We start from the raw sequence: 15871 nt of genomic DNA on the forward strand, positions 1-15871 counted from the left end.
TGGCCCCTATTCGATGATCTCGAATTCACCAAGCGCATCCTCGGCGATTTCAAGCCCCAGACCGGGCAGATCATCATCAAGATCAATGAAACCGTTCTTTGGCACCGGGTCGCCTTTGAAGACGTAGTAGAACAGTTCGTTTCCGACCTCGACATCAAAGACCGGGAAGAATTCCGATATCGGGCAGTTCAGGTTCGCCATCGTCAGGTGATAGTTATGCATCTGACCGGCATGCGGAATGACCGGCACCTGATAGGCTTCCGCCAGTGCATTGATTTTTTGGGCGGCGGTAATACCGCCAACACGGTTGGTGTCATATTGAATGACGCTAAGTGCATTCATATCCAACAGCGTCTTGAATCCGAAATTCGTGAATTCATGCTCACCGCCGGAAATCGGCACGATGTTCATGTTGTTCAGTTCGGCATAGCCCGCAAGATCATCGGCAATCACCGGTTCTTCAAGCCAACGCGGCTCGAATTCTGCCAGTTTGGGCAACATGCGCTTGGTATATTCAAGGTTCCAGCCCATGTAACACTCCAGCATCAGATCACGATCCGGACCGATGACTTCGCGTACGGTTTTGACCAGATCAAGGTTCTTGCGCATCCCTGCGGGACCATCTTTCGGTCCCCAGCCAAAGCGCATCTTGACCATATCAAAACCCTGATCGACATAACTCTGGGCCTCTTTGGCAAGCGCATCAATCGACTGACCATAAAGCTTGGACGCATAGACAGGAATCTGCTCCTTGGTTCTACCACCAAGCAACTTGAATACCGGTTTGCCGGTTGCCTTGCCCATGATGTCCCAGATCGCGATATCAATCGCCGAAATTGCCACCATACCAACGCCTTTACGGCCCCACGCATGGGTACGGCGATACATTTTCTGCCACAGATATTCATTATCGAACGGGTCTTCGCCAATCACCAGCGGCGCAAGATAGGTATCAATGATTTGCTTGGTGATCGTCGGTGCGAGTGCCGCATTACCAATACCGACAATACCGTTATCGGTTTCAACTTCACAGATCAGCCATTCATGGAACCGGAAGGATCCCATGCTGTCGCCGCGCTCAAAAAGTGCATCGGATGCATTGGTACAGAAATTGGCCTGCGGGGCGACGGTTTTACCGTTCCAGCGCAACACACGTGTGCGGATACTTTTGATTTTCATCGCAATCATCCTTTCAGATGGAGTGCCCACAAATCGGGCTTTCGAACAAAGCGGTGACATTCACACAAGACACATGTCCTGGGCGGTCTCCGGATCGAACCAGAATTTATGATAAGAACCTTGCCACGGGCCGGGTGCGCAGGGAGAACGCAACCCGTCCGACGGCAAAAACAATCAGGTACTGATCGTCAGGCGGCCAATCGGGCCTGACGTCGGCTTCCCGCCATTCTTGCGACAATTTCAAATGCTGCCAAGGTCGCCCCGACATTGGCTTTGCCAAGGCCGGAGATGTCGTAAGCCGTACCATGCGCAGGGGTTGCAACCGGGATCGGAAGCCCCCCCTGCACGGTCACACCACGATCAAAGCCCAGAAGCTTTATCGCGATCTGCCCCTGGTCGTGATACATGGTGACAATCGCATCAAGTTCCCCGGCTTGCGCCTTTAGGAAAATGGTGTCGGCCGGCCATGGCCCATCCGCCGGAAGTCCAAGGCTTTTGGCCTTCTCTACCGCTGGCGCGATAATGTCGATTTCCTCGCGACCAAAATTCCCGCCATCGCCCGCATGCGGGTTAAGAGCAGCAACACCAACCCGTGGCTTATCGATCCCGTTGGCGACAAGAGCATCGGTAATCAGTCGAACCGCATCAACAATCCGGTCGACCGAAATGTTTTCCACGACACGTGCCAGTGCAATATGGCTGGTCACGCGGCTGGTCCACATGCCTTCCATGGTGTTGAACTCACAGATCGGACCATCATGACCAATATGCTCGGCCATATAATGCAGCTCGTCCTCATGGCCCATGCCACCACGGATCATGGCTTCCTTGTTGAACGGCATGAACAAAATGCCATCAACTTTTTCGTCACGTGCAAGGTCAAGGGCGACGTCAAGCGTGCGCAGACTTGCTGCACCGGATTTGGCATCGACCACACCGGGTTTGATCTGATCCGGATCGAAAAATGATGTTTCGATATAGGGATAGGCATCTTTTGGCCAGCTTGCCGGGAGATCCTTGACTGCTGCCAGATTGATATCCAGACCGGAATCCTTGCGGCCGCGTTCAATCAGGCATTTGTCGCCAATCACCACCACATCCGCCTTTTCGCGAATATCACTGCGCGACAGAAGACGCAGAAGCAATTCCGGACCAATACCGTTGGCGTCGCCGGGGATTACCGCCAAACGCGGTTTCACATTAACAGTCATCTATAAAATAACTCCACAAGCGTCATGGGAATGAAGGGCAGGTAGGTGACCGCCATCAGCACAGCGAACAGCACGCCGATGAAAGGCACATTAACCTTGGTCGTTTCCCAGATATCGGTTTTGGCAATCGAACAGGATGTCACCAGCACACTGGCGACAGGCGGGGTCTGCTGACCAATGGCAAGATTAAGGGTAAGAATGATGCCAAAATGCACGGGATCAATCCCGACCTGCTGGATCAGCGGCAAGACAATCGGCACCACCAGAATGATCGCAGCAGCACCGTGCAATATGCAGCCAAGAACAAGCAAAAGCACATTAAGCAGCATCAGCACGACGAACGGATCATTGGTAAATCCGGTGATCGCCGCAGCCAGCATCTGCGGCAGACCTTCCTCGGTCAGATAAAGACCCAGCACAGCCGAGGTCGCGACCAGCAGCATCACGGTTGCTGTCTGGTTGATCCCTTCGCGCAGGGCATCAAGGAACATCGAAAAATCAAGTTCCCGATAGATGAAGGCCCCGATAACAACCGCGGCAACCACCGCCAGACCAGCTCCTTCGGTCGCTGTTACCAACCCGCCGAAAATACCGCCCAGAATGATGAATGGCAGGGTCAATGCCCAGGCCGCCTCACGGAAGGTTTTGCGAACGCGCGCCAGATCAAAACGTTCATCACGCGGAATGTCATATTTTACTGCAAAGTAATAGCTGACACACATCAACCCGAATGCCCCCAGAAGGCCCGGCACGACACCGGCAACAAACAGCTGCACAATCGAGGTATCCGAAAGCGCCCCATAAAGGATCATGGGAATTGACGGCGGGATAATGATCGCAAGGGATGCCGAAGACGACGTTACCGCAGCCGCAAAGGTGCCTTTATATCCCTTGCGCTTCATGCCAGGGATCAGGACCGAACCGGTCGCGGCAACATCCGCCACCGCAGAACCCGAAATTTCGGCAAAGAATAACGACACCCCGATATTGACCATCGCCAGACCACCGCGCATGAACCCGATCAGGGCCGAAACGAAGTCGATCAGCCGACGCGAGATCGACGAGGTGTTCATCAATGCGCCCGCCAGAATAAAGAGCGGGATCGCAATCAGGGGAAAGCTGGTCGCACCATCAAACAGGGCAAGTGCGGCATTGTAGAAACCCGGAACTCCATGCAGGGAATAAACCCCCACCAGTGCAGCCGCACCGATGGATACCGCAATCGGAACCCCCATAAAGACCAGGAAAAACATCAAAGGAAGAATGACTGAAACGGCCATCATGCTGCCCTTTCATTGAACGGCGCATCGCTTTTCTGCGCCTTGGCAATTTCGTGGTTCATTTCTTCGGTTTCGACATCAAGTGCCGTCACCATGCGCTGCCATGCTTCCGGCAAACTCAGTAATTGACCAATCACGAACAGCGCACAGCCGACCGGAATGACAGATTGAGTGAATTGCAAGCCAACCCAGGGCAACGAAATCAGGGTTTCGCTCCCCATGATCTGAAGAACAAACCAGCCGGCCCACGCCATTGCAGCAAACATCGCAATGACGATGGCCTCGCCCATCAGAAAGACGATCTTGCGCAGGGTCAGAGGCAGGGCAAGAAGAACACCCGAGAAACTGAGGTGGGATCGGCGCACAGCGGCAAGAGCGGCACCGTAATAGGTAATCCAGGCCAGCATCACCGAAGCCACTTCGTCATACCAGACCAGGGAATAACCGCTATAGCGGAAGATCACGGCCAGGATCACGATCAACGCCAGAAACGTGATCAATGTCATGGTAAAGACTTCCAGTGTACGCCGGAACAGAACTGCTGCGAACTGCATCGCGTTCTCTCCTAAGGAAAACGAAGGAAGAAAATGCGGGGCAACCGGACGGATGGTTGCCCCCGCCCGATTTAGTCTGCAGTCGCAAGGGCGGCATCAACCAGTGCCTTGCCGCCATCAATTTCGGATGCGAACTTGTCATAGATCGGCTTGGAAGCTTCAACAAAGGCGGCACGATCAGCCGTATTGACTTCCATACCGCCTGCCGTCAGCTCATCAAGCAGCGCCTTGTCAGCCTTCGCACCGGCATCACGCGACCAAAGGGCCACTTCGCGCGCGGTATTGACCAGAATGTCGCGAACTTCCGGATCAAGGTCATTATAGACCGTAACCGACATGGTCGGATAAGACGGCGAATAGATATGCCCCGAAAACGTCAGGTATTTCTGCACTTCGTTAAGCTTGGCAGCCTCGATGTTGGTCAGCGGATTTTCCTGACCATCAATGACACCGGTCTGAAGACCGACAAAGACTTCGGAAAAGGCCATCGGCGTCGGGTTCGCACCATAATTCGAGAACATGGCAACCCGCCATTCAGATTGCGGCGTGCGTAACTTGATACCATCAAGATCGGCCGGAACATTGATCGGACGCGCATTGTTGGTGATCTGACGGAAACCGTTCTCCCAAAGAGCAAGGATTTTGTAACCGGCCTCTTCAGCCTGCGGGGCGACGGTCGGCCAGAAAACAGACTCTTCGATTTTTGCCAATTGATCACGATCCTTCACAAGGAACGGCAAATCAAAAAGGGCAAATTTGTCTGCAATGGTCGGCATGGTCGATGACGGCAAAGTAATCTGCACCGTCCCAAGCTTCAGGCGCTGCATCAGCTCTTTGTCCTTGCCCAGCTGGGCAGAGTCAAAAAGCTTCACCGTTGCCCTGTCACCAAGTCGCTCATTGGCAAGACGGGTAAACTCAGCCGCAGTATTCGCCTGAAGCGAACCATGCTCGGCACTGATGGCAAATACGATCTCGTCTGCAGCATTTGCAGTTGCGAGGGCGGACATGGACGTGATGCTGCCAAATGTTACGGCAGCGACAAATTTACGGATACGACCTGTGTGGGTCATGTATTCCTCCCGATTTATATCTATTTCGCTGTTCACCGGTAGCTGGGAACGCACGATCTTTGCCGCGCTTAATTTTGGTATACCATATTGAAGATGCCGAGAGTCAACAAAAAATCACCTTAGGCATGACTTCATTGACAGATAACCATAAAATTTAATATAAAACAAAAACTTAGGAACGACCATCATCGACAATATCCATCCTCCACCACCCCCAAATGGTATACCATATTTTTTGGTATACCATTTTTACCTTGCTCTTATTCATTACGCATCCTATAGTTTGCGCAATGACGATACGCAGGGAAGAATGGTTTGAGTAACATCACGCTAAACGCCGGATCAGAATCCGACCTCGACACCTACGAGCCGATTGTCGATGCACCACTCGCAACCATCTCGGAGAACAGCGACCTGCCACTGGCCCAACAGGCAGCAAATGTCCTGCGCGACATGATCGTGCAAGACATCATTCCGCCGGGCAAACCGATCCGCGAACGCACATTGGCTCAACAGCTTAATATATCACGCACTCCCCTGCGCGAAGCCTTGCGGATTCTGGCCGTTGACGGCCTTGTCGAACTTCTGCCTTCACGCGGTGCGATTGCGGCAAATCCAAGCCCCGAAGACGTCAAGCACATGCTTGAATTTCTTGGCGGGATCGAAGGTCTTGCCGGGGAACTGGCCTGCAAACGCGCGACCGACGAAGAAATCGACGAAATCCGTGCCCTGCATTACGAAATGCTTGCCGCCTTTGCCCGCAAGGACCGCCTCGCCTATTTCAAACTCAACCAGCGGATTCACCGCGCCCTTGTAATGGCATCGGGAAATCCATTGCTGATTGAAACCCATGAACGCATGAATGCGCGACTTTATCGCATCCGTTATCGATCCAACATGCGCAATACAAAATGGCCAACCGCGATTAGCGAGCATGAGGAAATTCTGAAAGCCATTGAAAGTCGTGATGCCGTCAAACTGAATGACCTGATGCGCAACCACCTCGGCAGCACCTGGATCAAAGTCAGCGAAGACGGTCAAGTCGGCACCGTGGATCATCACGATAACGATTAATCCAGAAACACGCGAACCGGCACTGCTGGAACTGGCTCCCGCGAAAGCGGGGGCCTTCTTTTTTGACTGCAATCAATAAAAAGCTTGGTAACCGCTGGCTGGCTATGGCTCCCCGGCGAAATTCTGCCAACTCGTGCAACAATCGGCGTCAATGAACTTGGCGCAAATACCCTGATCGAAGTCGTGGTATCTGCTGCCAAATAGCAACCTGCTATAGCATCTTTCAATTCGCGGTAAGTTTAACAACCTAGCCGCAACGCAAATGTTGATCTTTGGCACAGGCACATCAAGAAATTTCAAGATGCCTGTGCCAAAACCGTAAAGTTAGATATCAAAGTTGGTGGGCAAAACGATCATATCCCGGATCGTCACCGTACGTGGGCGCGACAGCATGTAAATCACCGCATCGGATACTTCCTCGGGATCAAGCAGCGCGCCATTTTCCTTGGCTTTACGCAGGTTCTCTTCAGGCCAGTCTGCCAAAAGGGCCGAAACGACCGGCCCCGGCGAAACTTGTGCAACACGAATACCGTGTTTGTTTAGCTGGCGACGCATGGTTTGCACAAAGCAAGTGATTGCCCATTTTGATCCGGAGTAAACCGGCTCCCACTGGATCGGCATATGACCTGCAACGGAAGCCGTCACAATAATGTCACCGGTTTTGCGTTCCTGCATGTGCGGGATCACATCACGAACATTCTTCATCACGGCATTGACGTTCAGGTTCAGCATCCGGTCAATCGTTGCGGTGTCTGTTTCGGTCAAGTCACCACCGATATAGGAACCTGCATTGCAATGCAGAATGTCGATATGGTCGACCTTTTGCAGGATTTCTGGAACCATCGCTGCACAGCTATCTGCATCAAGCAGATTGGTATGTTGCGCAATAGCATTCGCCCCCAATTCAGTCGTCAACTGAGAAAGGGCATCCTGATTGTAGTCAACCATCACAACCTGTACGCCAGCTTCAAGAAGCGCGCGCGTAGTAGCAAGACCGATGCCCGAGGCAGCGCCAGTGACAACAGCAACTTTGCCCTGAAGAGATTGAGCCATAATTCGTCTCCGATAAAAATGATTGAGATCATACAGCCAGAAAACCGCCATCCACAGGCAAGACAGCCCCACTGACGAAGGACGCATCGCCGCTCAACAACATGATGATCGAACGGGCAACGTCATCTACCTCGGCAAAGCGCCCTTGGGGGTGACGAACCATCATCGGATCGGCTTTGGCCGGATCCGACCAGGTCGTCGCGGCAAGTTCGGTCATGGTAATAGTGGGGGCAATGGCATTGACCCGAATACCGCACGGTCCAAGCTCCTTGGCCATGACGCGGGTCGCGCCTTCCAGTCCGGCCTTGGAGGCGGCATAGCACATATGCTCCTCAAACCCGCGATGCCCGGCGATGGATGTCACATTAACAATCGCCCCACCACCACCTGCTCTCACCCGGGCACGTGCAAATTCCTGCGCACAAATCAAGGCCGCCCGCAGGTTGATGCCCATCACGGTTTCATACCCCGCATCGGTCATCTCAAGCACACTTTCAAGGACATTGGTCCCGGCACAATTGATCAGAAAATCTGCCGTTCCTGCGGTCTGCATGGCATTGCGTGCCGCCCTACTGTCGGACAAATCCACCTGAATCGTGCGCGCCCCGATCTGGGCGCTCAGCGCATCAAGATCACCTTGTGTTCTGGCCATGGCGATGACGGAGGCACCGCGTTCAACCAGAAGATGGGCGCAGGCACGACCGATGCCTTTGCCAGCCCCTGTGATCACGACTGTTTTTCCATTGAATGTATCGGTCATGAAGCGACGTTTTCCCTGATAATGATTACGCAATTTGCACCATGGCCGGCTTATTGTTTGCCGCTGCTTTTCTCGTTTTGCGATGCACTGAGTTACTGATTAAGTCATGCGTTCCAGCAGAATATCTGCGGTCAGATCATCTGTAACAAGTGTGTCCACCAACCCGCGCTTGATCGCTGCATGAATGATTGGGACCTTGTGTTTGCCGGCCGCCGTCAGGATCTTGTTGGGAATATCTGCTAGCGCGTTCAGGTCGACCCCGACCGTTCGCTCGTTTAGCGGATGGTCAATCTCGTTCCCATCAGCATCTAGAAAACGGCCCAGAACATCCCCGACCGCACCCGCGTCGCGCAATTCCTGCATGGTCAGATCCCCTGGCAAACCATATTTCACCATAAATGAAAGATCGGACACATCCCCCACGACCAGAAGGGCTGCATCAGCAGAAAGGCACCGCTCGATATGAGAGGCATAGATTTCCTGGCTTAAGAAGACGTCTTTATCGACATCATCGGGCAAATAGATCGGCGCGACCAAATGTGAATAGTTGGCGTCAAACCGCTCGGCAAAGCCCGAAGCAATGCTAAAGGCATTAAAGGATGATCCGGCCGCCGTCCCGCCCATCAGGGCAAGAATTTCCAGATCCGGCAGGGAATGAAACGGCAAACGCTCCATCGCGCGCTGCAATGTTACCCCCCAGGAAACCCCGATCCTTTTCCACGGCTCAGTCTTGAGCGTGGTTGTCAGATAGTGGGCAAGTGCCGCGCCAACAGGGGCGTGATAGTCATAATTGTTATGATCTACCGGCACGACCAGCGCTTTGCCAACTCCTGCCTGTTCCAAACGTTTTTGCGCTTCAAGCCGGGTTACAAAAGGCGACTCGATCTGGATTTTCACCAACCCCAGCGACTTTGCTTTCTGAATGGCCTGATTAACACGCAGGCGGGTTACCCCCATATCACGCGCGACTTCCGCCTGTGTCTGGCCGTTCACGTAATAGCACCAACAGACCTCGGTCACGAAACCTTCGCTATCCTCAAGTGGTTCTCTTGGCATGAATTATTTCCTCTTGTCGCCCTGCACATTGGCCCTGTGCAATTGTCATGTCACGCAAACTAACAAATGTAATTCAAAAATTACAAATGAAAATTTTCACTTGCATCAAATATATTACATATGCATTCTTCCGGCGACCGGAATCGCAAATCCAATGCAGCGCAAGACTGCCAAATGCGATACCCCATCAACCAACGGGAGGAATATCCAATGAATTTTGCACTCAAAGTGGGCGTCTCAGCCTTCGCCATGGCTGTCGCCTCAAGCACTGCTTATGCTGATGATGCATTCTGGAAAGAAGCAGCCGCCCCCTATCAGGATGTCACACTGCATGGCGTGACGGAATCCACACCGCCATCCAATTACATTCGCGAAGTCCTCGCCCCACAATTCGAAGAACTGACCGGTATCCGCGTTGATATCGAGACCACGTCCTGGGATCAGATGTATGACAAGGCCATCAAGGACATGGAAGCTGGAACCGGCATCTATGACATGGTCTTTATCGAACAGGACATTGTCTATTCCTATCTGGCGCGCGACTTCCTGACAGACACGACCAAACTTCTGGCCGACAATCCGTCCCTTAAGGCACCGACTTACAGCGAGAACAACTTCACCACCTTTGCCGATTACTTCCGTGGTGAAAACGGTCACCTGTATGGCGTCCCTATGGAAGCTTTCATCAAGATCTATCTCTATCGTACCGACCTGTTCAACGATCCGGAAATCAAGGAAGCCTTCAAGGCAGAAACCGGCCACGAACTGAAACCGGCCACCACGCATGAAGAATATGGCGAGATCGCCCGCTTCTTCACCAAGTGGGGCGAAGATCACGATCTGGATCTGTGGGGCACCACCGCACAGGCCCATACCGGCCATCCGGCATCCTGGTACGAGTTCTTTGAAACCATTGCCCCGACTTATGGCGTCTATAACTGGGGCATTGATGCGGACAACAACTATGCCGCATCCGTTGCCAATGGGGGTTCGATGAACAGCCCCGAAGCCAAGGAAGCCATGAAGTGGTGGCTGAGCATGCGCGACATTGCCCCGCCTGAAAGCAATGCTTCGACCTGGACGGAAGTCGGCACCACATTTGGTGCGGGTCGTGTTGCCCAAGGTCTGGTCTATGGTGAAAACGCCGGCTGGATCGCAGCCGATGAATCCAAATCGCTTGTGGTTGGAAAAGTGGGTGTTGCCCTGCCCCCGATGGAAGACGGCATCCTTGAGGAAGTCGAAGGCGGCACAGGTTATATCGGTTATTACGATGGGGGTGCCTTTGGCATTCCAGCAACGTCAAAAAACCAGAAAGCCGCGATGCTGTTCCTGCAATATATCGGTCAGGACGAAGTTCAGCCGGACTGGGCTGTTGCCGCACCACGTGTGACCAACAAATCGACCTATGATGATCCCAAAGTCCAGGCCATGAACAAAGAACTTGGCGGATATTATGACCTGCTGCGCGACAAGGGATATCTGTTTGCCGGCGCCCCGGCATATCCGTTCCATGCACAGGTTCGCGAAGCTACTGCACCGATCCTGTATCAAATCCTGACGGGCGACCTTGGCCCGGACGAGGGACTTGATCAGATGGCAGCAAAGGCCGAGGCCGAGCTGACCGATCTTGGCTATCGCAAGTAAGGCCTTTTCCCAACTTACCTTTCATGGTCGCTGCCCCATGGGCAGCGACCAGATCCCGGCATGATCCCCGCTTTGGCGGCGTGACCGCCACACTGCATCTTTTTCCAGGGAGTTGACGATGCAATCCAACAAGCTTGGTTGGATCCTCCTGGCCCCTACGCTGGTGATCCTGTTTTTCTTTGGCGTTTTGCCGTTCCTGTATGTCGTTTTCGTCTCGTTCCATCAATGGAATCCATTTGCGGCATCCCCCGAAATGATTTTCAACGGCGCGGAGAATTTCCGGCGCATCGTCTTTGACAGCGCATTCCTGAATTCGCTGGGCGTGACAGTTGCCTTTGTCATCTTTGCCGTTCTCTCCGAACTGGTGATCGGTTATTTGCTGGCCCAGGCCTTTATGCGGGAATTTCCCGGGAAATCGATCTTTCGCACGATCCATACACTGCCACTGATTATGGCACCGATCATTGTCGGGTCGGTCTGGAAGCTGATGACCACACCATCCATCGGGATCATCCCCCATTATCTGGATGAATGGTTCGGGATCACGATGAATATCGGGACATCCGCCCCCGCGGCTTTCCTGACCATCGTCATCATGGATATCTGGCACTGGACGCCGCTTGTCACCCTGACCCTGATCGCGGCACTGGTGTCGCTGCCACGCGATCCGTTTGAACAGGCCCAGATCGACGGGGCGAACAAAGCTCAGACATTCTGGCACATCACCCTTCCGATGATCACACCGGCTCTGGTCGCAACCGTTTTCATTCGCCTGATGGATGCCCTGCGCACGGTCGATGAAGTCTGGATGCTAACCGGGGGTGGCCCGGGATCGTCCACCCGTTTCCTTGGCGTGCATATCTTCAAGGAAGTCTTCCCCAAGACCAATTACGGCTATGGCTCTACCATTTCGGTGATCGTGCTGTATCTGACCATCGTGGTTTGCTGGCTGCTCTATGTCAGCATGCTCGCACCGCGCAAGAACCGGAAGGGATAAGACGATGAAAAAGCGCAATCCGCTGCTGACAACGCTTTTCTGGATATTGATCAGCCTTCTGACCCTGTTTCCGATCTATTGGCTGTTTGTCATTTCGGTCAAACCCGCGGTTCAGCTTTTCAGCACACCGGACATTCTGGTTAGCAATCCCTATTGGGGGAACTATGTCGAGGTTCTCGGCAATCGGTTGATCCGAAGCTACATGGTCAATTCACTGGTGATTTCGACCGGGAATGCCGTGCTGTGCACAGTGCTTGGTTTCTTTACCTGCTATGCGCTATCGCGTTTCAATCTCCGCGGCAAGGAATCCATCTTTTTCTGGACGATCACCAACCGTATGGCACCGCCCGCAGTGTTCCTGTTGCCGCTTTTCCTGTTGATGACGCAGGTTTACCGGGTTGGCGATTTCACGCTGCTCGATACCCGGATTGGCATGATTCTGGTCTATTGCACCTTTAACCTGCCGTTTGCGATCTGGACCCTGCGCCCGACGATTGACGCCATCCCGCGTGAACTGGATGAAGCCGCCTATGTCGATGGTGCAAGCCCATGGAAAGTTATTACCGAAATCGTTTTTCCGCTTTGTCGGCCCGGGCTTGCCGTGACCCTGATCCTGACCTGGGTGTTTGCCTGGAACGAGTATCTGCTGGCAGCAACACTTACCAATTTCGATGCCCGTACCCTGACCACCGGCCTCTCGGAATATGTCACGACGACCGGGACCGAGTGGGGAATCATGGCCACGATTTCAGTCTTCACCCTGATCCCTGCCCTGATCGTGTTCGGTCTGGTTCAAAAACACATTGTCGCCGGTCTGACCTTTGGCGCGGTGAAAGGATAACACCATGACCAGACACAATACGACACAGCTTGATACAGCCTCGCTGACTGAAGACGACACCGAAAAAACCAAGGCCCCGGAAGAACGGCAGGGCTTTCTGCCAATCGAAACCAATGCCTTTGACCGATGCTTTATCTCGGTCGTGATCTGGGTGGCATTGTCCCTGTTCTGGTTCCGCTTTCTGGAGCCAATGGGGCTGTCCATCTGGATTTCGAATGCCATTGCCCTTGCTCTTGCTGTCTTTATCGTCAGGAAAGGATAACGCCATGAAATCGTTGGTTCTGGAAAAAAAAGACGACATCACCCTGCGCGATTTTCCTGCCATTGACCGCGAGGAAGAAGTCCTTGGCCCACGCGACGTGCGCATCAAGATGCATACCGTCGGCATTTGCGGATCGGATGTACATTACTACACCCATGGCCGGATTGGTCCATTTGTGGTCACTGCGCCAATGATCCTGGGGCACGAAGCATCCGGCACCGTGATCGAAACCGGATGCGATGTCACAACGCTGTCCGTTGGTGACCGGGTCTGTATGGAGCCGGGCATCCCCGACCCCAACAGCAAGGCAACCCGCCTTGGCATGTATAATGTTGATCCGGCCGTACGCTTTTGGGCAACCCCGCCGGTACACGGGATTTTGCGCCCGACCTGTGTGCACCCCGAAGCCTTTACCTTCAAGCTTCCCGACAATGTATCCTTTGCCGAGGCCGCCATGGTCGAACCGCTTGCAGTGGGTGTCCACGCCGCCACCAAAGCCCGGATCAAACCGGGCGATATCGCAGTGGTCATAGGGGCTGGCCCCATCGGACTGGTCACCGCATTGTCGGCATTGGCCGGTGGCTGTGCCCGGGTGTATGTCGCCGACCTTGCCGAAAAAAAGCTTGAAATAGCAGCATCCCTAAGTGCCGCGATCATCCCAATTGATGTCAAATCCCAAAACATCCCCGAGGTGATCAAACGCGACACCGATGGCTGGGGGGCCGATATCGTGTTTGAAGCCACCGGCTCGCCCAAGGCTGCCGCCGGGGTTTTTGAACCCCTTTGCCCAGGTGGGTGTGTCGTCATGATTGGCGGTCAGCCTGATCCGATCAGCTATGACGCAGGGGCAGCGATGATCCGGGAAGCCCGGATCGAGAATATTTTCCGTTATGCCCATGTCTTTCCGCGTTGTGTTGCCATGCTGAGTTCCAGCGCAATCGACGTAAAACCCCTAATCACCAGAACATTCGCATTCGAAGACAGCGTGCGCGCATTCGAGATCGCAGCATCCGCCCCACCGGCGGATGTCAAATTACAGATCGAATTGCCGCAATAGGGAGAAGCCTTATGGCCGACGTAAAAATAGAAAACGTAATCAAGCGCTACGCCAATGTTCAGGTCATGCACGGGGTGAATGTCGACATCAAGGATGGCGAGTTTGTCGTCCTGGTGGGGCCGTCTGGTTGTGGCAAATCAACACTGTTGCGCATGCTTGCCGGGCTAGAGGAAATCAGCGAAGGCACCATCTCGATTGGCGGACGGATCGTGAATGATGTTCTGCCGAAAGAACGCGATATTGCAATGGTGTTCCAAAGCTATGCACTTTATCCCCACAAAACGGTGTATGAAAATATCGGCTTCCCGCTCAAGATGGCAAAACGACCGGAAAGCGAGATAAAGCAAAAGGTTACCGACGCCGCCGAAATTCTCGATCTTGCCCATCTTCTTGACCGCTATCCCAAGCAGCTTTCCGGCGGCCAGCGCCAGCGTGTCGCCATGGGCCGCGCCATCGTACGAGATCCGCAAGTCTTCTTGTTTGACGAGCCGCTTTCAAACCTGGATGCCAAACTGCGCGTGACCATGCGCGTTGAGATCAAGGAACTGCATCAGCGTCTTGGCACAACGATTGTCTACGTCACCCATGATCAGATCGAAGCAATGACCATGGCGGACAAAATCGTCGTCATGCGTGATGGCCGGGTTGAGCAGATTGGTTCCCCGCTGGATCTGTATGACAATCCGATAAACGTTTTTGTTGCTGGCTTCATCGGCTCACCTTCGATGAATTTCGTTCATGGCAAGATAGGAGAACGCGATGGCACGAAGCACTTTGAATCCGATAACGGCCTGATCCTGCCGATACCACCGACCACAACACCAACGGGCAAATCAGTGACCTACGGCATTCGCCCTGAACATATCGACATTGGCGATGAGGGGATTGCAATGAATGTCGTGGTCGTTGAACCAACAGGTTCTGAAACCCAGATCGTTGCGAAATCAAACGGTGACCTCATTGACGCCCTGGTCAAACAGCGTATCTCTGCACGCCCCGGTTCTGAACTTCATTATGTGATTGATCCGGTCAACGTGCATCTGTTCGACCGCGATACCGAACTGCGGATATAGGGGAGCCCGATGAATTCACCTGCCGCAGTAATTTTCGACCTTGACGGTTGTCTGGTCGACAGCGAACCCTTGTCACTTGAGGTCTTGGCAACCGAAATGCACCGCCTCGGAATTGATGGCATTACGGTTAATGATATCCGTGACCGGTTTCTCGGGGTTTCGATCCAAGACATTTGCAGACATGTCTCCGAACGTCTCGGCCAGGCCTGCCCGGACGATTTTATCGACCGGGTCGAAACGCGCCTTCTCAAGGAATATCAAACGCGCCTCCAACAGATCAAGAATGCGGAAAGGTTGTTGGATCGGCTTTCCAATGCGGGGATGAAAACGGCACTTGCAACCGGCAGCTCCCTGCGACGAATGGCGGCAACTCTTGAAATATCGGGTCTTGCCGCGCATTTCCCGGGCACCGCATACAGTGCCGAGCAGGTCGTCAATGGCAAACCCGCGCCTGACTTATTCCTGCTTGCCGCAGAGGGCATTGCAACCGATCCCAAAGATTGTGTTGTTATTGAAGACTCTCCGCATGGCGTAAAAGGAGCTATCTCAGCCGGGATGAGAGCTATAGGTTTTGTAGGTGGAACGCATTTACATGATATTCGCTCACATCAAACCCAACTGCTTAAATCCGCTGGTGCGTCAGAAATCTTTGAATGCCTTCTGGACGTTGGAGATGCAATTCTGCACAAGCCTGCGTAACATCAACACATTCGCATGCCATCGCTCAAGATATGGCAGCTTGAATTTCCACAGAAGGCTT

Annotated in this window: 16 protein-coding genes; 8 read left to right on the forward strand and 8 right to left on the reverse strand. The window is 53.4% G+C overall.

The window, feature by feature from the left end; all coding sequences use genetic code 11:
* Positions 1 to 6: 6 nt before the first annotated feature.
* From P8T57_RS01090 to P8T57_RS01110, 5 genes are all read right to left on the reverse strand, one after another.
* Entirely contained in the window at positions 7 to 1179 is a 1173-nt protein-coding gene (locus P8T57_RS01090) for an L-rhamnonate dehydratase (RefSeq protein ID WP_071240696.1), read from the reverse strand.
* A 188-nt stretch (positions 1180 to 1367) separates the two neighbouring features.
* Positions 1368 to 2390 carry a 4-hydroxythreonine-4-phosphate dehydrogenase PdxA gene (locus P8T57_RS01095; protein ID WP_205618059.1) on the reverse strand — a complete coding sequence of 341 codons (1023 nt, stop codon included), beginning with the start codon at positions 2388 to 2390 and terminating at the stop codon, positions 1368 to 1370.
* Positions 2387 to 3673: a TRAP transporter large permease gene (locus P8T57_RS01100; RefSeq protein WP_341364334.1), complete on the reverse strand. Its 1287-nt coding sequence runs from the start codon at positions 3671 to 3673 to the stop codon at positions 2387 to 2389. Before P8T57_RS01100 ends, P8T57_RS01095 begins: the two co-directional genes overlap by 4 nt.
* Positions 3670 to 4224 (reverse strand): TRAP transporter small permease subunit, encoded by a 555-nt coding sequence (locus P8T57_RS01105; RefSeq protein ID WP_341364335.1) that lies wholly within the window; start codon positions 4222 to 4224, stop codon positions 3670 to 3672. The genes P8T57_RS01100 and P8T57_RS01105 overlap by 4 nt, the downstream gene beginning before the upstream one ends.
* A gap of 71 nt (positions 4225 to 4295) precedes the next feature.
* Positions 4296 to 5294 (reverse strand): TRAP transporter substrate-binding protein, encoded by a 999-nt coding sequence (locus P8T57_RS01110; RefSeq protein ID WP_341364336.1) that lies wholly within the window; start codon positions 5292 to 5294, stop codon positions 4296 to 4298.
* Positions 5295 to 5609: 315 nt separating this feature from the next.
* On the opposite strand from P8T57_RS01110, the gene P8T57_RS01115 reads away from it, so the two are divergent.
* Positions 5610 to 6368 carry a GntR family transcriptional regulator gene (locus P8T57_RS01115; protein WP_205618060.1) on the forward strand — a complete coding sequence of 253 codons (759 nt, stop codon included), beginning with the start codon at positions 5610 to 5612 and terminating at the stop codon, positions 6366 to 6368.
* 324 nt (positions 6369 to 6692) lie between these two features.
* Here P8T57_RS01115 and P8T57_RS01120 read toward each other — a convergent pair whose 3' ends face one another.
* From P8T57_RS01120 to P8T57_RS01130, 3 genes are all read right to left on the reverse strand, one after another.
* Complete coding sequence (locus P8T57_RS01120) at positions 6693 to 7421, reverse strand: SDR family oxidoreductase (protein ID WP_341364337.1); 729 nt, start codon at positions 7419 to 7421, stop codon at positions 6693 to 6695.
* 28 nt (positions 7422 to 7449) lie between these two features.
* Complete coding sequence (locus P8T57_RS01125; RefSeq protein ID WP_341364338.1) at positions 7450 to 8181, reverse strand: SDR family oxidoreductase; 732 nt, start codon at positions 8179 to 8181, stop codon at positions 7450 to 7452.
* Between the two features lie 99 nt (positions 8182 to 8280).
* On the reverse strand, positions 8281 to 9237 hold the full coding sequence (locus P8T57_RS01130; RefSeq protein WP_341364339.1) for a sugar-binding domain-containing protein: 957 nt from the start codon (positions 9235 to 9237) through the stop codon (positions 8281 to 8283).
* Positions 9238 to 9447: 210 nt separating this feature from the next.
* Here P8T57_RS01130 and P8T57_RS01135 point away from each other — a divergent pair, with 210 nt between their 5' ends.
* The 7 genes from P8T57_RS01135 (at position 9448) to P8T57_RS01165 (ending at position 15810) form a co-directional block, all read left to right on the forward strand.
* The gene (locus P8T57_RS01135) at positions 9448 to 10881 is read left to right on the forward strand and encodes an extracellular solute-binding protein (protein ID WP_341364340.1); all 1434 of its coding nucleotides are present in this window, start codon (positions 9448 to 9450) and stop codon (positions 10879 to 10881) included.
* 118 nt (positions 10882 to 10999) lie between these two features.
* Complete coding sequence (locus tag P8T57_RS01140) at positions 11000 to 11878, forward strand: sugar ABC transporter permease (protein WP_037991661.1); 879 nt, start codon at positions 11000 to 11002, stop codon at positions 11876 to 11878.
* Positions 11879 to 11882: 4 nt separating this feature from the next.
* Positions 11883 to 12719, forward strand: a complete 837-nt coding sequence (locus P8T57_RS01145; RefSeq protein WP_341364341.1) for a carbohydrate ABC transporter permease — start codon at positions 11883 to 11885, stop codon at positions 12717 to 12719.
* A gap of 4 nt (positions 12720 to 12723) precedes the next feature.
* Positions 12724 to 12981 (forward strand): DUF2160 family membrane protein, encoded by a 258-nt coding sequence (locus tag P8T57_RS01150; protein WP_341364342.1) that lies wholly within the window; start codon positions 12724 to 12726, stop codon positions 12979 to 12981.
* Positions 12982 to 12985: 4 nt separating this feature from the next.
* Positions 12986 to 14038: an NAD(P)-dependent alcohol dehydrogenase gene (locus P8T57_RS01155; protein ID WP_341364343.1), complete on the forward strand. Its 1053-nt coding sequence runs from the start codon at positions 12986 to 12988 to the stop codon at positions 14036 to 14038.
* 11 nt (positions 14039 to 14049) lie between these two features.
* On the forward strand, positions 14050 to 15111 hold the full coding sequence (ugpC, locus tag P8T57_RS01160) for a sn-glycerol-3-phosphate ABC transporter ATP-binding protein UgpC (RefSeq protein WP_071240706.1): 1062 nt from the start codon (positions 14050 to 14052) through the stop codon (positions 15109 to 15111).
* Between the two features lie 9 nt (positions 15112 to 15120).
* Positions 15121 to 15810 (forward strand): HAD family phosphatase, encoded by a 690-nt coding sequence (locus P8T57_RS01165; RefSeq protein WP_341364344.1) that lies wholly within the window; start codon positions 15121 to 15123, stop codon positions 15808 to 15810.
* The last annotated feature ends 61 nt before the right edge of the window (positions 15811 to 15871 follow it).

Origin of the sequence: Thalassospira sp. SN3W, assembly GCF_038070535.1 — a bacterium.
GTDB classification, from domain to species: domain Bacteria; phylum Pseudomonadota; class Alphaproteobacteria; order Rhodospirillales; family Thalassospiraceae; genus Thalassospira; species Thalassospira xiamenensis.

Excerpts from the sequence above, each read along its gene's own strand:
- P8T57_RS01100 (WP_341364334.1), bottom strand. The coding sequence starts at position 3,673 with ATGATGGCCGTTTCAGTCATTCTTCCTTTGATGTTTTTCCTGGTCTTT.
- P8T57_RS01095 (WP_205618059.1), bottom strand. The coding sequence starts at position 2,390 with ATGACTGTTAATGTGAAACCGCGTTTGGCGGTAATCCCCGGCGACGCC.
- ugpC (WP_071240706.1), top strand. The coding sequence starts at position 14,050 with ATGGCCGACGTAAAAATAGAAAACGTAATCAAGCGCTACGCCAATGTT.
- P8T57_RS01110 (WP_341364336.1), bottom strand. The coding sequence starts at position 5,294 with ATGACCCACACAGGTCGTATCCGTAAATTTGTCGCTGCCGTAACATTT.
- P8T57_RS01130 (WP_341364339.1), bottom strand. The coding sequence starts at position 9,237 with ATGCCAAGAGAACCACTTGAGGATAGCGAAGGTTTCGTGACCGAGGTC.
- P8T57_RS01165 (WP_341364344.1), top strand. The coding sequence starts at position 15,121 with ATGAATTCACCTGCCGCAGTAATTTTCGACCTTGACGGTTGTCTGGTC.
- P8T57_RS01105 (WP_341364335.1), bottom strand. The coding sequence starts at position 4,224 with ATGCAGTTCGCAGCAGTTCTGTTCCGGCGTACACTGGAAGTCTTTACC.
- P8T57_RS01090 (WP_071240696.1), bottom strand. The coding sequence starts at position 1,179 with ATGAAAATCAAAAGTATCCGCACACGTGTGTTGCGCTGGAACGGTAAA.
- P8T57_RS01145 (WP_341364341.1), top strand. The coding sequence starts at position 11,883 with ATGAAAAAGCGCAATCCGCTGCTGACAACGCTTTTCTGGATATTGATC.
- P8T57_RS01135 (WP_341364340.1), top strand. The coding sequence starts at position 9,448 with ATGAATTTTGCACTCAAAGTGGGCGTCTCAGCCTTCGCCATGGCTGTC.
- P8T57_RS01150 (WP_341364342.1), top strand. The coding sequence starts at position 12,724 with ATGACCAGACACAATACGACACAGCTTGATACAGCCTCGCTGACTGAA.
- P8T57_RS01120 (WP_341364337.1), bottom strand. The coding sequence starts at position 7,421 with ATGGCTCAATCTCTTCAGGGCAAAGTTGCTGTTGTCACTGGCGCTGCC.
- P8T57_RS01155 (WP_341364343.1), top strand. The coding sequence starts at position 12,986 with ATGAAATCGTTGGTTCTGGAAAAAAAAGACGACATCACCCTGCGCGAT.
- P8T57_RS01140 (WP_037991661.1), top strand. The coding sequence starts at position 11,000 with ATGCAATCCAACAAGCTTGGTTGGATCCTCCTGGCCCCTACGCTGGTG.
- P8T57_RS01125 (WP_341364338.1), bottom strand. The coding sequence starts at position 8,181 with ATGACCGATACATTCAATGGAAAAACAGTCGTGATCACAGGGGCTGGC.